Origin of the sequence: Faecalibacillus faecis, assembly GCF_003024675.1 — a bacterium.
GTDB lineage: Bacteria > Bacillota_I > Bacilli_A > Erysipelotrichales > Coprobacillaceae > Faecalibacillus > Faecalibacillus faecis.
The window spans coordinates 1-16559 of sequence record NZ_PYLP01000021.1; the positions used below are offsets into that span (position 1 = coordinate 1).

The 16559-nt window shown below is 29.3% G+C and carries 18 protein-coding genes and 1 other annotated feature; of the genes, 5 read left to right on the top strand and 13 right to left on the bottom strand.

What is annotated here, in order from left to right; genetic code table 11:
* Nucleotides 1–225: 225 nt before the first annotated feature.
* Genes C7U55_RS11590 through C7U55_RS11605 form a run of 4 tightly spaced genes read right to left on the bottom strand, consistent with a single transcriptional unit; the run spans nucleotide 226 to nucleotide 3304 of the window.
* The gene (locus C7U55_RS11590; protein WP_106988702.1) at nucleotides 226–945 is read right to left on the bottom strand and encodes an alpha/beta hydrolase; all 720 of its coding nucleotides are present in this window, start codon (nucleotides 943–945) and stop codon (nucleotides 226–228) included.
* Between the two features lie 33 nt (nucleotides 946–978).
* Nucleotides 979–1719 (bottom strand): copper homeostasis protein CutC, encoded by a 741-nt coding sequence (locus tag C7U55_RS11595; protein ID WP_106988703.1) that lies wholly within the window; start codon nucleotides 1717–1719, stop codon nucleotides 979–981.
* A gap of 8 nt (nucleotides 1720–1727) precedes the next feature.
* A complete protein-coding gene (locus C7U55_RS11600; RefSeq protein WP_106988704.1) occupies nucleotides 1728–2528 on the bottom strand; it encodes an RluA family pseudouridine synthase in 801 nt (266 codons plus the stop codon).
* On the bottom strand, nucleotides 2525–3304 hold the full coding sequence (locus C7U55_RS11605; protein ID WP_048924379.1) for an NAD kinase: 780 nt from the start codon (nucleotides 3302–3304) through the stop codon (nucleotides 2525–2527). Before C7U55_RS11605 ends, C7U55_RS11600 begins: the two co-directional genes overlap by 4 nt.
* A 63-nt stretch (nucleotides 3305–3367) precedes the next feature.
* Between C7U55_RS11605 and C7U55_RS11610 the strand changes: the two genes are divergently transcribed.
* A complete protein-coding gene (locus C7U55_RS11610) occupies nucleotides 3368–3934 on the top strand; it encodes a CYTH domain-containing protein (RefSeq protein ID WP_106988705.1) in 567 nt (188 codons plus the stop codon).
* 1 nt (nucleotide 3935) lies between these two features.
* Here C7U55_RS11610 and C7U55_RS11615 read toward each other — a convergent pair whose 3' ends face one another.
* Nucleotides 3936–4760, bottom strand: a complete 825-nt coding sequence (locus C7U55_RS11615) for a hypothetical protein (RefSeq protein WP_106988706.1) — start codon at nucleotides 4758–4760, stop codon at nucleotides 3936–3938.
* A 23-nt stretch (nucleotides 4761–4783) separates the two neighbouring features.
* Entirely contained in the window at nucleotides 4784–5248 is a 465-nt protein-coding gene (spx, locus tag C7U55_RS11620) for a transcriptional regulator Spx (RefSeq protein WP_048924376.1), read from the bottom strand.
* Nucleotides 5249–5349: 101 nt separating this feature from the next.
* Nucleotides 5350–5550, top strand: a binding site (T-box leader).
* A gap of 33 nt (nucleotides 5551–5583) precedes the next feature.
* Here spx and trpS point away from each other — a divergent pair.
* On the top strand, nucleotides 5584–6579 hold the full coding sequence (gene trpS, locus C7U55_RS11625) for a tryptophan--tRNA ligase (RefSeq protein WP_106988707.1): 996 nt from the start codon (nucleotides 5584–5586) through the stop codon (nucleotides 6577–6579).
* A 7-nt stretch (nucleotides 6580–6586) separates the two neighbouring features.
* On the opposite strand, the gene C7U55_RS11630 is transcribed toward trpS, so the two are convergent.
* The gene (locus C7U55_RS11630) at nucleotides 6587–7171 is read right to left on the bottom strand and encodes a hypothetical protein (RefSeq protein ID WP_048924374.1); all 585 of its coding nucleotides are present in this window, start codon (nucleotides 7169–7171) and stop codon (nucleotides 6587–6589) included.
* A gap of 98 nt (nucleotides 7172–7269) precedes the next feature.
* On the opposite strand from C7U55_RS11630, the gene C7U55_RS11635 reads away from it, so the two are divergent.
* Nucleotides 7270–8112 (top strand): undecaprenyl-diphosphate phosphatase, encoded by an 843-nt coding sequence (locus tag C7U55_RS11635; protein WP_048924373.1) that lies wholly within the window; start codon nucleotides 7270–7272, stop codon nucleotides 8110–8112.
* A gap of 50 nt (nucleotides 8113–8162) precedes the next feature.
* Here the strand turns inward: C7U55_RS11635 and C7U55_RS11640 are convergent, their stop codons facing one another.
* Nucleotides 8163–8537, bottom strand: a complete 375-nt coding sequence (locus tag C7U55_RS11640) for a RidA family protein (protein WP_106988708.1) — start codon at nucleotides 8535–8537, stop codon at nucleotides 8163–8165.
* Nucleotides 8538–8645: 108 nt separating this feature from the next.
* Here C7U55_RS11640 and C7U55_RS11645 point away from each other — a divergent pair, with 108 nt between their 5' ends.
* Complete coding sequence (locus tag C7U55_RS11645; protein ID WP_106988709.1) at nucleotides 8646–9902, top strand: patatin-like phospholipase family protein; 1257 nt, start codon at nucleotides 8646–8648, stop codon at nucleotides 9900–9902.
* A 60-nt stretch (nucleotides 9903–9962) separates the two neighbouring features.
* Complete coding sequence (locus C7U55_RS11650; RefSeq protein ID WP_106988710.1) at nucleotides 9963–10748, top strand: polysaccharide deacetylase family protein; 786 nt, start codon at nucleotides 9963–9965, stop codon at nucleotides 10746–10748.
* Nucleotides 10749–10784: 36 nt separating this feature from the next.
* Here C7U55_RS11650 and C7U55_RS11655 read toward each other — a convergent pair whose 3' ends face one another.
* From C7U55_RS11655 to C7U55_RS11675, 5 genes are all read right to left on the bottom strand, one after another.
* Entirely contained in the window at nucleotides 10785–11747 is a 963-nt protein-coding gene (locus C7U55_RS11655; RefSeq protein ID WP_162297450.1) for an Rpn family recombination-promoting nuclease/putative transposase, read from the bottom strand.
* Between the two features lie 243 nt (nucleotides 11748–11990).
* Nucleotides 11991–12500 carry a GNAT family N-acetyltransferase gene (locus tag C7U55_RS11660; protein WP_106988712.1) on the bottom strand — a complete coding sequence of 170 codons (510 nt, stop codon included), beginning with the start codon at nucleotides 12498–12500 and terminating at the stop codon, nucleotides 11991–11993.
* Nucleotides 12501–12512: 12 nt separating this feature from the next.
* A complete protein-coding gene (locus C7U55_RS11665) occupies nucleotides 12513–13871 on the bottom strand; it encodes a sodium-dependent transporter (RefSeq protein ID WP_106988713.1) in 1359 nt (452 codons plus the stop codon).
* Between the two features lie 85 nt (nucleotides 13872–13956).
* Nucleotides 13957–15321, bottom strand: coding sequence for an aminopeptidase (locus tag C7U55_RS11670; RefSeq protein WP_106988714.1), 1365 nt, complete (start codon nucleotides 15319–15321; stop codon nucleotides 13957–13959).
* A 103-nt stretch (nucleotides 15322–15424) separates the two neighbouring features.
* Nucleotides 15425–16363 (bottom strand): Rpn family recombination-promoting nuclease/putative transposase, encoded by a 939-nt coding sequence (locus tag C7U55_RS11675; RefSeq protein WP_227280513.1) that lies wholly within the window; start codon nucleotides 16361–16363, stop codon nucleotides 15425–15427.
* Between the last annotated feature and the right edge of the window lie 196 nt (nucleotides 16364–16559).

Below are 16559 nucleotides of genomic sequence, written 5' to 3' on the forward strand. Positions count from 1 at the left end.
ACCGAAAACAAGGCATAGAATAGATGGGCGTAGGAATCCACCAGTAGCAAAAGGAAAAGCTGGATTTGTGACCACTAATCACTGAATCCAGCCCCTGTAGTATAGGGAATTCCTTTTCCATCGTTACAATAATGATAGGATAATATGAGATAAAAAACAACTGAAAAATTTAAAAAAATGATAAATTTTATTAGGTGCCTTTTGCGCTTTTTTTCATGTACAATTTTAATAAGATAAGCATAATAATAAAGGCACAAACTTAAGAAATAAAATCTTTCTTAAGTTCATGCCATTGGGTGGTAAATTCATCTTTTCTTTTACATATGTCATAGGTGATGCTTCTATTAAAAGTTCTTTATCAAGTGAACCTAAAAAATCAATCACATTTTTTTCTTCCTGCCAATCATATTTACTATACCAATCATTAAAAGTCATAAAATTTGTTACCCCATATAAGTCAATAACCCCTTTAAAAGCATAACCTTTTTGTAAAGCAATCAATAAAGCAATATGACCTCCTGATGAATCACCACTTAAATAGACACTACTTAAATCAATAGGATAATCCTGATCATTTTCTTTTAAATATTCAATAGCTTGAATAACATCATTAACTTGCGTTGGATATTTAAAGTCTGGAGCTCCATGATATTGTACAATCGCATAGACATATCCCGCTTTTACAATTGGTAAGAAATCAAAAATATGATCATTCATATCTTGTGGATACCAGCCTGATCCTTGAACATGAATTATTAGTGGATATTTTCTTTGTTCATCTAAAATCGTATTTGGGAAAAGAAAACGAATAAAACAATTATCTTGATAGTAGACGTCGCGTAAACGACATCTTAAATTTTCTTTATTTCCTTTTAATTCTAAAGCTCCTTCGATATCTTTAGTATATCTAGGAAATGTTTCATACGAATAATCTTTTACTTTCATAAAAACCCTCCAAAAAATAAAGGACAAAGTCCTTTAAATACTTTTTACAATTTTTTCAACCAATTCTTTGGATACAACATCATAATCATTTTCGTGAGGAACAGGTGCATAAGCATAAGAAACTTCATGTCTGTGTGTTGTTGAATCATTGACCCAATCTTTACAAGAACTATGAACTTGATAAATTCCTGTATACTTCATCATTTCTTTGGCGTTGCTTGCATTCATGCCACTTCCAGCAAGTATTTCAATTTGACTTCCATATTTTTCTTGTAAATCTTTAATTAAATCTTTTCCATCCATTGCTTTAGGTTTTAATCCACTAGTAAGAATACGATCCACCCCTAATTCAATTAATAATTCTATCGAAGCATAAGGATCTTCAACACAATCAAAAGCACGATGAAAAACCACTTTTCCTTGATAACTTTTTATAATTCCAATCATTTCTTTTGTTTGTTTAATACAAATAGAACCATCTTTATTTAAACAACCAAAAGCAATTCCATCGGCTCCATTTTCTAATAAAGATTTTGCATCTTCTTTCATCACTTCAAATTCAATCTCGTTATAACAAAATCCTGCACCTCTTGGTCTTACCATTGTAATTACTTTTAAATTTGTATTCTTTTTTGTAAGTTTTAAAGATGCTAGAGATGGTGTTAAACCACCTAAATGTAAAGCAGTATTAAGTTCAATGCGTTTTGCCCCACCATGATAAGCATTTAAAGCATCTTCATAACTTCCACAACATATTTCTATAATTCTTTCCATAATTAACCTCATTTTTTAAATAGTATTTTTTCTTTTGTATAAGGATGAATAAAACTTATTTGTACACTTTCTAAATAAAAGTTTCCTTCCTTTGATCCATAAAGAACATCACCCGTTAAAGGATGATGGAGAGAAGCCATATGCACCCTTATTTGATGAGTTCTTCCTGTCACCAATTCACATTCAACTAACGTTTGGTTTTCACGTTGTTCTAAAATATGATAATACGTTTTAGCGTATTGTCCTTTTTCATCAATGATTCTTTTTATGGAGTCTTCGCTTTTTAATAGAGGTTGTTCTACATAACCATCTTCTTTTAAATGACCATCCACTAAACAATGATAAATTCTTTGGACTTGTTTAATATCTTTTGAAAGCAAAGCATGGGCTTGTGAGCTTTTCGCAACAAGCATATAACCAGAAGTATCTTTATCTAAACGGTTGACAAGATGGATTTGGCTTTGAATTCCTTTTTGTTTGTAATAATACATAAGTGCATGGCATAAAGTATGACTTTGATATCTTTTAGTAGGTATGCACGGCATTCCTTTTTCTTTATCGATAATTAAATAATAAGCATCCTCATAAATGATTTTTAAGGGGATGTTTTCTGGTTGAATCGATGATTCTTCTTGAGGAAAGATGATTTCTAATTGATCTCCTTTTTGAAGAAAGTAGCGTACAGTTTGACTTTTTCCATTAACAAGAAAATCTCCCTTATTTTTAATCCTTTTAACCATTGCTTTACTAATTGGTAATTCTTGCAAATAATCTCTTAATAAAATATTCTTTTCTACTTCTATGATCATGAATTAATAAAAGCTCTTCTTACTCTTTTAATAAAAGACATTTCTTTATATTCAATAAAATTAACATAACGTTTTCCAATCGTTACTTCAATACTTTCCACATCATCCATTTGTAGATGAATATGATCAATTCCAATTAAAGCATGTTTAAATTGATTTCCTTCAAGTTTAATCGTTTGACTCTCATCTAAAATCAAACTTGAACCTAAAGAACGATAAGCATTATGATGAATCCCTGCCACTTCTGTCATTTGCATCAAAGGAATACCTGGATAAATAATTGCTCCCCCTAAAGATTTATTATAAGCTGTTGAACCTGAAGGCGTTGAAACACATAAACCATTTCCTCTAAAGACTTCAAATAAAACATCATTAATATAAACATGAATGACTTGTGCTTGTAGTCCTTGATCAAGTCTTAACTCATTTAAAGCATAATACGTTTCACTTTGGTTCTTTTTATTCACTTTTATTTCCAAAAGATAGCGTTTCATTGTCGTAAATTCTCTTGAGGTCACATCTTTAATAAATTGATCTACTTGATCTACTTGATAATCTGTATAAAACCCTAATGTCCCCGTATGTATTCCTACAAAACAACAATCCTTATTTAAATAATGATGAACAGCTTCTAAAATCGTTCCATCACCACCTATAGAAATCACTAAGTCAGGATTTTGATCATCATACATAAAAAAATCTTTTAAGCCTTCTTTAATTTTTAAAGCTGTTTCTTTAGAAAGAGCATCATTTCTTATCATTAATGCGTATTTCATCTTTCAACCCTCCATATAAGTGTATTATAATATATCCAGAACATTAAGCAAAGAGGCAACGTTATGGAACATATTGAAATTGAATTTAAAATGTTATTGGATGAAAAATTATTTCATCAAATACTTAAAGATTATAAGAAACAAATTACAGATTCTTACCAACAAACAAATTATTATCTTTTTCATCCTGAATTAGAAAAAAGAAAATATTCTTTAAGAATCAGAGAGAAAAAGGGAAGTTATGAACTTACTTTAAAAAGACCTGCCAAAGAAGGTTTAAAAGAACTTAATCTTGATATCAATCAAGAAATCAAAGAAATGATTTTTAATCATCAAGATATTTCAAATGAAATCTTTGATTTATTAAAAAAAGAAAAGATTTATATCAAAGACTTACAATGTGGAGATTATTTAACGACAATTCGTCATGATATTTTATTACTCGATGGTATGCTTTCTTTAGATGAAAACGAATATAATCATCATCATGATTATGAAATAGAATTTGAAGTCAATGATTCAAAAAAGGGACTTGAAACTTTCAAGGAAATCATCAAACCTTATCATCTTCAATACACATCAAATTGTCCAAGTAAAATAAAACGCCTATTACAAGCAAAGAACCAATGATTTAATAATCACTGGTTCTTTTTAAAAAAGCATTCATAATTAATAAAATAATTCCTACAAAGAAATAAGCTGAACCACAAATATACATATATTTAATGGATGATAATTGAATATCCATTGTTGAAGAAATCATTGTTGTTAAACCTAAGACAATTGTAAAAGCTATTAAGAAAGTTAAAATTCCTGATAATAAATATGTTACAGATAAACATTTAGTAATAAGTTTATCTTGACAAGATATTAGAATTAAATAAATTGTTGAAATAATCATTAGGACAATACTGATCATTGTATTTGGTTTATTTTTTAATTCATAAGCTTTTTTTGCCAGCCTTAATTTTTCATTACTGTTTATCGTATCTTGAATCTTATTAACAACTTGTTGATGAGCACTACTTAAATCAATTTGATTCATCGCTTGATCATAAAGCGATGAATAAATAACTTTAGGAACAGTAGGTTGAATAAGATCATAAACATCTTCTTTTTTATTTTTCAAAGCTTCTTTTAATAAAGAATCATCATATGTATTTTCACCTAGCATCGCATCATTGATGGCTGTATCTAGATATTCACTAATGAGTTTTTGGGTTGTAGGATCTTGTTGAATAGAAGTAACAACTTCTCTTGCTTTATCTTCATCAACATTTAATGTTTTAAAAGCATCTTTACATGAATCAACTAAAGCATCAGTTACAGTAGAAGATTCAACCACATTTGTAAGAATGTCATTTATCACTAAATGACTTAAAAATAATGAAATTGCAAGATAAAAACAAGAAAACATTAATATAAGTGTTGCGATTAGTTTTAATATTTTTTTCATAATTTCTCCTAAAAAAGAATTAATTAAATTGACCCTTTTTCTCTATCTTTTTCATATTCTTTTTTAAAGTTTAAACAATCTTTATTACTGAATTGTGGACAATGGTCTAAATCTTGACATTCTGCAAGTTTTCTTAATTCTTTTGGAATAAAGACACGAATTTCTTCAGCATTATAACCTACTTGAAATCTTCTTTCATCAATCATAATAGGTCTTTTTAAAACAGAAGGATTTTCTTGTATGAATTTAATAAGATCATTGATTTTCATTGAATCAATATCAATATCATTTTCTTTAATAATTTTACTTCTTTTAGAAATAATATCATCTGTTCCATTTTCACTACGTTCTAGTAATTCACGGAGTTCAGATTCTTTTAATAAAGTTGAAAAGATATTTTTTTCAACATAAGGTATTTTATTTTCATTAAGCCAAGACTTTACTTTTCTACAAGAAGCACAACTTGGAGCAGTATAAATACGAATCATATTCTATTCCTCCTTTGTTCACATTATACATCAATTTTATTTTTTGTATATTCTTTTTTGAAATCCCCTTGATTTTTAAATAAAACATTTCTATAATGTTTTTAAAGACTTTGAAGGAATATAAGTATTTTATATAAATTGTTTAGAAAGCTTGTGGGTGATGCAAACAAGTCTTTTATATAAAAGAAATTGGGATTCTGGAGTTGTAAAAGGCATGAGTCTTTTACCGTTCATTGCGTTAAAATAGAGTGCGTATAAAATTTATACGAATAAAGGTGGTACCACGTTCAAACGTCCTTTTTTAGGACGTTTTTTATTTTTAAGGAGGAATATTTATGAAAAGAATGCTAAGTGGAATTAAACCAACAGGAAGAGTAACTTTAGGAAATTATATTGGCGCTATTAAACCTTTTGTTTCTTATCAAGATGAATATGAAATGATCGTGTTTGTCGCAAACTTACACTCAATGACCATTTATCAAGAACCTAAAGATTTAAGAAAAAATACGAAAGATCTTATTTCTTTATATCTTGCAGCTGGTCTTGATCCAAAAAAAGTTACATTATTTTTACAATCTGATGTTTTAGAACACGCTCAACTTGGTTGGTATTTAGGATGTATGGTTTCTATGGGAGAACTTTCTCGTATGACTCAATACAAAGATAAAGCAAGTAAACTTAAAAAAGATGAATCTATTGGAGCAGGGATTTTCAATTATCCTTCTTTAATGAATGCTGATATTTTATTATATGATCCTGATTATGTACCTGTTGGTGAAGATCAAAAACAACATTGTGAACTTGCCAGAGATATCGCAGAGAGATTTAATAATCGTTATAGTGAAACATTTAAATTACCTGAACCTCTTGTTCCAAAAGTTGGTGGACGTATTATGGATTTACAAAACCCTACAAAGAAAATGTCTAAATCAGATGAAACAGGTAAAGGATGTATTTATATTTTAGATGATATTAATGTTTCTAAAAAGAAAATCATGTCAGCTGTCACAGATAGTGATAATCGTATTTATTATGATGTTAAAAATAAGCCAGGTATTTCTAACTTACTTACTATTTATTCTATTTTAAGTGGTGAAAGTATTGATTCATTAGTTGATCGTTATCAAGGTAAAGGTTATGGTGAATTTAAAAAAGATCTTGCTGAAGTAGTTGGTCAAGAATTACAAAAGATTCATGATAAATATAATGAAATCAATCAAGGAAATTATATTGATGAAATCTTAACTGAAGGAGCTAATAAAGCACGCTATATGGCAAGAAAGAAACTTGCGAAAGTAGAAAGAAAAATAGGAATCACAATTAAGAAATAAGCAATGCTTATTTCTTTTTGTATTCCTTTTTAGTAAGTTCATGAAAAAGCACTTCATGAATAAAGCTAAAACCTTTTTCTATCTTATTTTTTAAATGATTATATTTTTGAATACTTTGTTCATCTTGAATATTCAGTTGATAACAAAGTTTTAAAAAAGCTTCATAATCTTCGATATAAAGTTCATCTATTTTTTGTTCAATATATTGTTTCTTTAAGCGTTCGTTTCTAGTTAATCCATATTCTTTCATTTCACCTTCATCATACATTTGATAAGGAATATCTTTTAAAGCTAAAGACATTATTTTTTTATTCATTTTATCCCGATCACAAAAATCAAAAACACTACGATAGCATACTTTACCATTGATATCTGTTTCAATAGCTAAAGCATAATTACCATCTCCAATGGCAAAAACTTTTTGACATAAAGAAGGTTCAAAAATATGGAGACATCCATAGATAAAATCATGGAGTGTTTGTTTGTCTACTTTATAACAAGATAGGGTTGAGATGATTTCAATATCATCTCCATGAGCCCATTCATAGGGCTCTAATAATTCTTCATCTTCTTTGACCCAATTAACAATCATAGAAATTCCTCCTTTTTTAATATATGCTATTTCTTAAAAAACATGTTTTTGTATATTTTTATGATATTTTCATATATAATGGGTGACGAGGTGAAAATATGAATTTAATTAAGGATATTATTGTCTATGCTATTCTAGGCGCTATTCAAGGTTTTAGTGAACCTATTCCTATTTCTAGTAGTGGACATTTAGTTTTATTTCAAAGTATTTTTGAAAAGTTAGGTCTAATGGTTCCACAAATGAATGATGTAACTTTTGAAGTAATCGTCAATACAGGATCATTACTTGCCATTATGTTTTATTATCGTCAAGATATCATTCGTTTAATCAAAGCATTTTTTGGATATATTGCTAAACCGCAAGAAAGAGATGAATTATTACCAGATTTTAGATTTTGTATGTTATTAATTGTGGCAACAATTCCTGCTGCAATTGGTGGTGTGTTCTTAAATGATTATATTGAACATGCTTTCTCTAATCCAAAATTAGTAGGATGTTGTTTACTTTTAACTTCATGTTTTTTAATGCTTATTCACAAATTTGGTTATAAAGGCAGAAGAACAGCAAAAAATATGAATTTGTGGGATGCTTTAAGAATGGGATTTTTCCAATTATTAGCTTTACTTCCTGGTGTATCTCGTAGTGGTTCAACACTTACCGGAGGAATGCTTGGTGGCCTTGATCAAAAAGCTGCACGAGATTTTTCATTCTTTATGTTCATGCCTGTAAGTTTTGGGGCTATCATTTTAAAATTAAAAGATTTCTTAACAAGTTCAACAGTTGCTGCTTTATGGCTTCCTTATTTAATTAGTTTTATTGTCAGTGCCATTGTCACATACTTAGCACTTAACTTATTATTTAGTATTTTAAATAAGAAGAAATTAAATTACTTCTCATATTACTGTTTTGCAGTTGGTATTATCGCAATTTTATTCTTATAATATAAAAAAGATTTATAGACAAAATCATGTTTATAAATCTTTTTCTTTTTTTATTTTTTAGCAATAACTTCTACTTCAATTAAAGCCCCTTTAGGAAGTTTAGCAACTTCTACAGCAGATCTTGCAGGATAAGGTTCTACAAAGTATTCAGCATAAATACCATTAACTGTTGTAAAATCATCCATATTATCTAAAAAGACAGTCGTTTTAACAACATTAGAAAATGATAAACCTTGACTTTCTAGTAACCCTTTCACATTTTTTAAAGCTTGATGAGCTTGTGCTTCGATTCCTTCTGGCATTTCACCTGTACTTGGTACTAGAGGAATTTGTCCTGAGAAAAAATACATATCCCCTACTTGTATTCCTTGACTATATGGGCCAATAGCTCCTGGAGCTTGATCTGTTTTCACTACATTTTTCATTTTTTAATCCTCCTTGCCATATAATTATAACAAACTCTCCATATATTAAAATGCTAAAGTTGTATTTTTTTAGATAAAAAGTATAATTAATTAAAAGGATGTGTTGTTATGAAATATGGTCTTGTTTTATCTGGTGGAGGTTCTAAAGGAGCTTATGAATCAGGTTGTATGAAGGCATTACAAGAATTAGGATATCATTTTGATATTGTCACAGGAACTTCTATTGGAGCTTTAAATGGTTTACTTATTGCCCAAGAAGATTATCAAAAACTCTATGAATTATGGGATACTTTATCTTTAGAAAAGGTTTTGAAACATCCCATTCAATTTGATTTTTCAATTGAAAATCTTATGAATAATTCTTCAAATATTGGTCCTTTTTTAAAGTCATACCTTGATAAAAAAGGTGCTGATATTGAACCCCTTGTCCAATTAATTAAAGGACTTTACAATGGAAAAAAAGCAAAAAATTCACCAATTAAATATGGTTTATGTACTGTTGCTTTTCCTTCAATGAAACCATTAGAGATTACCGTTGATGAAATGAGTGAAGAAAATATTGTAGAATATGCAATTGCTTCTGCTTCATGTTTTCCCGCTTTTCCAATTCACTACATTAATAAACAAGGATATATTGATGGCGGTTACTATGATAATTTACCAATCTCTCTTGCTTTAAAAATGGGAGCACAAAAAATTATTGCTATTGAGCTTAATCAAGAGCTAACGCATCAATATCTTTTACATCGTCATAATATTACTTTTATTCGTCCCTCAAAGCATTTAGGTGGCTTTCTCGATTTTAATCGTGAACTCTTAGATCAAAGAGTACGTCTTGGTTATCTTGATACTTTAAAAACTTTTAAACAGCTTAAAGGATATCGATTTACTTTTTATAATGAAGAAATCCCTCAAGAAATTGCTTTATCTTTTCATAATCAAATTTTAAATTATGAAGATCATTACAATCATCATTTACTCACCATCAATGATGAAACACCTTTACTTGATTTATTAAAAGAAAAAACATATTTAGACTCTCTACAATTAGATGATTATTTTATTTTAGGTCTAGAACTCTATTTAGAAGAACATAATTATGATGATTTAAAAGTTTATCATTTTAATGAACTTATCCAAGAAATCAAAAATGATTTAAAGCCTGATTTAAGAGAAATAGAGCGTCTTGATTTAAAAAATATTGCACAATCATTCAAAGAGCTCACAAATCATCAAATATTTAAAAATTATCTATCTTATTTTATTTCAAAAAAAGAAGAAAACCTTAATTATGAAAATCTTTTCTTAAAAGAATTCGTTCTTGCCATGTTTATCTCATGTATTCTAAGCTATGATCTTTCATAGCTTTTTTTGACATCACTTTCTTTTTTCTATACACTAATAATTATAGAAAGTTGGAATTTTATGAAAAATATACTTAAAATTATTTTATGTGTTCTTGTTTGTTATGTCACCATTGGACTTGGTTGGATTACAAAAGATGTCATTATTCATGAAAATGTTAAAGATGGGATTGCGGTATTAGGTTACCATGGTGTAGTAAGTGACAAAGAAAAAAAAGAAAACTATGCATCAAACCCTTATTTTATGTCTGTCAGCCAATTTGAAAAACAAATGAAATATTTAGCTGAAGATAACTATCAATGTTTATCCATGAAAGAAGTAGAAAACTATTATCATGGTAAAAAAGAGATTTCTAAAAAAGCTGTTTGTTTAACTTTTGATGATGGTTATAAAAACTTTAATACTGTCATTAAACCCATTATAAAAAAATATAAACTACAAGCTACAAACTTTGTCATTGGTTATAAAACCAAAACCAACAATCCTCTTTACTTACAAAAAGAAGATTTAAAAAATGATCAGTATGTCGAATATTACAGTCATTCTTATAATATGCACCATATTGGTCATCTTCCTTATAAAAAGAAAATTGAAACAATGAAAATTGATGAAATAAAAAAAGACTTTGAAAAAAATAAAGGTCTTGTGTCAACAGATTATTTTGCTTTTCCTTATGGTGTGAGCTGTCAAAATGCACAAGATTACCTCAAATCAAGTTCTGTCAAACTCGCTTTTAGTTATAATCAAAATAGGCACATGACACGTCACGATAAACAATATTTACTTCCCCGTTACCTCATGTTTTCTAATATGCCTTTCTTCCTATTTAAATGGTGGGTAGAATAAAAGAGAAGAACACAAAATTCTTCTCTTTTTGTCTGTTTAATTAATAATTTTTAAAACATCTTCTTCATTTGTTACATTAAATATATTTAATGTAAGTTCGTTTAGTTTTTCTAGCGATGTACTTGTAAGTTGTTTTTCTAAAGGTCTTGATAAGGTCCCTAGTTTTACTTTAAGTTGTTCTTTTAAAGTATTTTGTTTTTCTTCTCGTTTTCCTTTTTCAATTCCAGAACGTTCACCTTTTTCAAATCCTATTGTCTCTCCTTTTTCCATTCCACGATCTTCAAATCTTTGAAATAATCTGTCCATTGCTTCACACATGTTGATTTCATCTCCTTCTGGTAAGTCTTCTCTTTTAATTTTCGTACGTGTAAATGTTGCCGCCATCATGAAGCTTTCTGTTTCGATTTTACGATTATTTCTTAAATCATCATAATTTCCTGCAAACATACTTTGACTGATTTCTACAACTTCTTTTAATCGTTGATTGGTAAGCTTTCTTGCATCCATTGTTTTAAGTTCGACAACAGGTAATCTCCAATCATTGATATAAGGTTCCATCTCTGGTGGAATATTTTTCAATGTCTCTTTCAATGTTTCTGGTGATTTCCATTCTTTATCTCCCGTATAGAACACAAAGCTTCCTACTGGATAGACTTCTTGTTTGCTTTCAACCTGATTGATATAAATCGTTGCATCGTAGTTGAGTATGCGAAAGATCATTTTTTCATCAAAAGTACTTTGATGTTCAACTCCAATAATCACATACTCTCCATGAATACTTGCCTTTCTTACCACATCTCGATATCTTTTGATCTCTGTTGGCTTGTCGACCTTTCCTATCAGGGTCGACAGATCATTTTCTCTTGAAACAAGTTCTTCAGGTTGAATGACCTGTCTTCCTTGAAAAAAAGCATAATTACAAAGATCCGCAAAGCATCCTTTATCTCTGAGTAGTTTTTTACAGGTACTGTCACTAGCATTTCTTTCTTTAATGCACATCATCTTTCCTCCTTATATAAATTTTTTATATTAAGGTTTCATACATCGCTTTTTGTTTGTATTATTTATCATATTTATAAGGAGTTTTTTTGATGTTATTGTACCATGTTATCAAAGTCAATTTGTTCGTTTTCTAACCATGGCGATTTAATTTTTATCTATCATTATTTTAGCTTTCCTCTTTTTCTTCTTCAATGGACGTTTAGTCCAAAAAAAAGTGCTATGAAATTATTTCACAACACTTTAAATTAGTTTTTCATATAAATATGCTATAACAGTTTTACCATAATCCATCATTTGTTTTCCCTGCAATAAGAAACCACATTTTTCATAAAGGCGAATAGCTGGTAAATTAGAAGATAAAACATCCAAACGCATGACCCTTTGGTTTTGTTTTTGGGCAATTTTCAAAGCTTGTTTTAGAAAATACTTACCACATCCATGATAATTTGGATGAATACAAAAACGATGCAAAATGATTGCTTCTGTATCATCAACATTTATTTGCCAATAAACATTTTGATAACAAGGGTCACTTTCATGATTTAATACCATTGCCCCTATGATCTTTTCTTCTTTTTGTAAGATATATAAAGTTTTTTGTTTGATATCTGATTGAATCATTTCTTTTGATGGGTAGAGATTTTTTCGCCAGCCAATATCAAAAGCACTCTCTTTCATAGCATCACTAACAGCATCATAAAGTTCTATAATTTCCTCTAAATCATCCATAAGAGCACATCTTACATTCATATATGTTTTCTCCTAGATAATTCCACTAATAAAAACAAAAATAACTACAATCGGTAAAATAACTGTTACATAAAATTGCATTTTGTCAGGTACTTTTAAACCTTTTCCAATATTTGCTTCTTTTTGATAGTTTTTAAATCCCCAACCATATTTAGAAGTACAGAATAATAAATAAACAAGTGATCCTAATGGAAGTAATAAATTACTTACAATAAAATCTTCTAAATCTAGAATTGTAGAACCTGCACCTAATGGTTGAATATTACTTAAAACATTAAAACCTAAAGCACATGGTAATGATAAAACTGTAATGACTACAAAATTGATCATCACTGCTTTTTTACGGTCAATATTTAGTAATTCCATTGTACAAGCAATGATGTTTTCAAAAACAGCAATAACCGTTGATAAAGAAGCAAATGACATAAATAAGAAGAAAAGTGAACCCCAAATCCTTCCACCTGTCATTGAAACAAAAACATTGGGTAACGTAATAAAAATCAAACTAGGACCGCTATCAGGACTAATTCCAAAAGAAAAACATGCTGGAAAAATAATCAATCCTGCCATAATAGCGACAAAAGTATCTAACAGCGCCACATTCAACGATTCTTTTAATAAAGTTTGTTCCTTATTTAAATAACTTCCAAAGATTGCCATTGAACCGATACCAATACTCAAAGTAAAGAAAGCTTGATTCATGGCAGAAACAATTACCTTAACAAGTCCTATTTCAGAAATCTTATGAAAATCAGGATATAAATAAAACTTCACACCTGCCATACCACCATCCAATAACAAACCATGAATAGCAAGAATCATAATAAGCCCTAAGAGTCCTGACATCATTACTTTAGTAATACGTTCTACCCCATTTTGTAGTCCCATCGAACATACAAGCATTCCTAAAGCTACTACAACAATCATCCAAAAAACATTTGTAGAAGGACTTGCTAGAACATTTGAAAATATTTGTTGAACACCTTTTGTAGATAAACCTGCAAATTGTCCTGTTAAAAAATTATAAAAATATTTCAACATCCAACCTGAAACAGTTGTATAAAAAATCATTAAGCAGATATTTCCTACTAAAGCCATATAACCGTGTAAATGCCATTTTTGTTTTGGCTTTTCTAATGTTTCAAAGGATTTTATAGCACTTTTTTTACTCGCTCTCCCTACGGAAAATTCCATACTTAAAATAGGGACACCTATTAAAAGAAGGAAGAAAAGATAAAACAATACAAAAATTCCTCCTCCATTTTCTCCAACAACATAAGGAAAACGCCATACGTTTCCTATTCCTATAGCACATCCAGCGGACAATAAAATAAAACCAATTCTTGATTTAAATTGTTCTCTTTCTTTCATAAAAACCTACCTTTTCTAACAATACATTTATCATAACATATTGTTTAAAAAATAGATAATAAAAAATACTCCAAAAGGAGTATTTCTAAGCATTTTTCAAAAAAGCTTTGTAAGCTTGATAAGTTTCATAAACATCTACTTTACTTACAACTTCCATTGGTGCATGCATATTTAAAACCGCAATACCAGCATCAATAACATCCATATTATAATTACCTAAGATATAAGCGATTGTTCCGCCTCCACCTTGGTCAACACGTCCTAATTCAGCTGTTTGATAATGGATATTTGCATTATCCATGACTGCACGAACTTGTGCAACATATTCTGCTGAAGCATCATTACTTCCACTTTTACCTCTTGATCCAGTATATTTGTTGAAGACAATACCATTACCTAAATAAGCAGCATTTTTCTTATCATTCACACTTACAAATAATGGATCAACACCAGCAGAAACATCACTTGATAACATTTTAGAACGAGCCATTGTAAGTCTTGTTTGAATAAAACTATCAATTCCCATCTTTAATAATAATTCCGCAACAGTATTTTCAAAGAATAAAGAATGTGCTCCTGTGGCCCCTACTGAACCAATTTCTTCTTTATCCACTAAAATAGCACAACTTGTATATTCGGATACTTCACTATCTAAAAGAGCTGTTAAAGAAGTATAAGCACACACACGGTCATCATGACCATATCCTGCTACCATTGAGCGATCTAAACCATAATCTCTTGCTTTTCCACTAGGTACAACTTCAATTTCAGCAGAAATGAAATCTTCTTCTTCAATATCATATTTTTCTTTTAATAATTTTAAGATATTCGCTTTAACAGCATCTTTTTCTTCTCCAACAAGTGGCATATTTCCTAAAGTCACATCTAAGTTTTCTCCTTCTATAACTTTAGCTGCTTTTTTATCTAATTGATCAGCTGATAAATGAATCAATAAATCACTAATACCAACTACAGGATCATTTTCATCTTCACCAATGACAACATCAACAACACTACCATCTTTTTTACAAACCACACCATATAAAGATAAAGGAATTGTAACCCATTGATATTTCTTTATACCACCATAATAATGCGTATCCGCTAAAACAAATCCTTCTGATTCATAAAGAGGATTTTGTTTTAAATCCATACGAGGCGAATCAATATGAGCCCCTAAAATCCTCATACCTTCAGTTAAAGGTTTTTCACCAATAATAAATAGAGCAATATTCTTATCTCTATTAATAACATAAACCTTATCACCTGTCTTTAAATGATCAAAAGATGATAAAGGTTTAAAACCTTTAGCTTCTGCTAAACGAATAGAATCCTTAACACAAGCACGTTCTGTTTTATTTTTTGAAATATAATCTTTATAACCTTCATTATATTCCATAACATCATTTACACAATTTGCATATTTTTCCCATGTATTTTTTGCGTACATAATTTCATCCTTTCTTACTACCTACATAATTATAGCACTCTAAACAAAAAATAAAAACTGTTAAGAAACGATTTCATTTTCTTACAGCTTTGTTCAAAAAATTTTAATGAATAATTCTTAAAACATCTTCTTCGCTTGTAATATCAAATATATTTCGCGTTAATACATTTAATTTTTCAAGTGATGCATTTGTAAGTTGTTCTTCTAAACGACTTGAAACAGCTCCTAATTTAATGATTAATTGTTCTTTTAATGTACTTCTCTTTTCTTCTAGTTTTCCTTCTTTTCTACCTTCATTTCTTCCCACAAGAATACCTTGTTTACGTCCTTCACTTCTAAATCCTTCTGCCATTCTTTCCATTCCTTCACACATATCGATTTCATCTCCTTCTGGTAAGTCTTTGATTAAATCTAAACTTCCTGTAATAATTGCTGCATAAATAAAGTTATTTCTATTCATCTTTATTTTTCGATGCAACTTATCATAGTTTCCCTTATACATGTTCTGTATCGCTTCGATAAAGTAACGTGTTTGTTTATCTTTGATTTTACTCGTATCGATGTCTTTAACATCTACCAAATAGATTTTCCAATCATTAAAATAAGGTTTTAATTCTTTGGGTATTTCTAAATAATCACTTAATTTTAAAGGTCCTTCCCATTTCCTTGATCCTGTATAGAAAACAACCATAAGCTGTGGAACGAGTCTTTTGTTTTTTAACTGTTTTAGATACTCCACCATTTCATAATTACCACAGCGAATCACCATTTCTTGATCAATACTGCTTTGATGTTCGATACCAAAAAGACAATAGATCCCATTGATATCGGTTTTGACGACAATATCCCTTCTTCTTTTTTCATCCTCTACGCTTTTTGTATCATTGATAATAAATGAAGTATCGTTTTCGTAGCGAACAAGTCTTTCAGGATGAATGACCTGTTTTCCATCAAATAAGAAGGCATTAGAAAAAGATGCAAAATGAACATCATTACTGAAGAAGGTACGACAGGCACTATCAGGTGTTAAGTTATTTGTCACTATCAATTTATTATTACCTACTTTCTTTTTATTTGAGGTAACTTATCTAGATCTGTTACAAGTAAATTGTATCATGGTTCTTCTTTCATTTTGTCTCAAGTTTGTGTCAAATTTGCGAGTTTCCTAACCAAAACGACTTGACTTTTATAAAATATTTGTTCTTTTTCTACCATTATATTATCTTTCTTCTTTTCTT

Coding starts and splice junctions, on each gene's coding strand:
- C7U55_RS11615 (WP_106988706.1), bottom strand. CDS start 4,760: ATGAAAAAAATATTAAAACTAATCGCAACACTTATATTAATGTTTTCT.
- C7U55_RS11670 (WP_106988714.1), bottom strand. CDS start 15,321: ATGTACGCAAAAAATACATGGGAAAAATATGCAAATTGTGTAAATGAT.
- C7U55_RS11640 (WP_106988708.1), bottom strand. CDS start 8,537: ATGAAAAATGTAGTGAAAACAGATCAAGCTCCAGGAGCTATTGGCCCA.
- C7U55_RS11665 (WP_106988713.1), bottom strand. CDS start 13,871: ATGAAAGAAAGAGAACAATTTAAATCAAGAATTGGTTTTATTTTATTG.
- C7U55_RS11595 (WP_106988703.1), bottom strand. CDS start 1,719: ATGGAAAGAATTATAGAAATATGTTGTGGAAGTTATGAAGATGCTTTA.
- C7U55_RS11630 (WP_048924374.1), bottom strand. CDS start 7,171: ATGATTGTTAATTGGGTCAAAGAAGATGAAGAATTATTAGAGCCCTAT.
- C7U55_RS11610 (WP_106988705.1), top strand. CDS start 3,368: ATGGAACATATTGAAATTGAATTTAAAATGTTATTGGATGAAAAATTA.
- C7U55_RS11650 (WP_106988710.1), top strand. CDS start 9,963: ATGAAAAATATACTTAAAATTATTTTATGTGTTCTTGTTTGTTATGTC.
- trpS (WP_106988707.1), top strand. CDS start 5,584: ATGAAAAGAATGCTAAGTGGAATTAAACCAACAGGAAGAGTAACTTTA.
- C7U55_RS11590 (WP_106988702.1), bottom strand. CDS start 945: ATGAAAGTAAAAGATTATTCGTATGAAACATTTCCTAGATATACTAAA.
- C7U55_RS11605 (WP_048924379.1), bottom strand. CDS start 3,304: ATGAAATACGCATTAATGATAAGAAATGATGCTCTTTCTAAAGAAACA.
- C7U55_RS11655 (WP_162297450.1), bottom strand. CDS start 11,747: ATGTGCATTAAAGAAAGAAATGCTAGTGACAGTACCTGTAAAAAACTA.
- C7U55_RS11660 (WP_106988712.1), bottom strand. CDS start 12,500: ATGAATGTAAGATGTGCTCTTATGGATGATTTAGAGGAAATTATAGAA.
- C7U55_RS11600 (WP_106988704.1), bottom strand. CDS start 2,528: ATGATCATAGAAGTAGAAAAGAATATTTTATTAAGAGATTATTTGCAA.
- spx (WP_048924376.1), bottom strand. CDS start 5,248: ATGATTCGTATTTATACTGCTCCAAGTTGTGCTTCTTGTAGAAAAGTA.
- C7U55_RS11645 (WP_106988709.1), top strand. CDS start 8,646: ATGAAATATGGTCTTGTTTTATCTGGTGGAGGTTCTAAAGGAGCTTAT.
- C7U55_RS11635 (WP_048924373.1), top strand. CDS start 7,270: ATGAATTTAATTAAGGATATTATTGTCTATGCTATTCTAGGCGCTATT.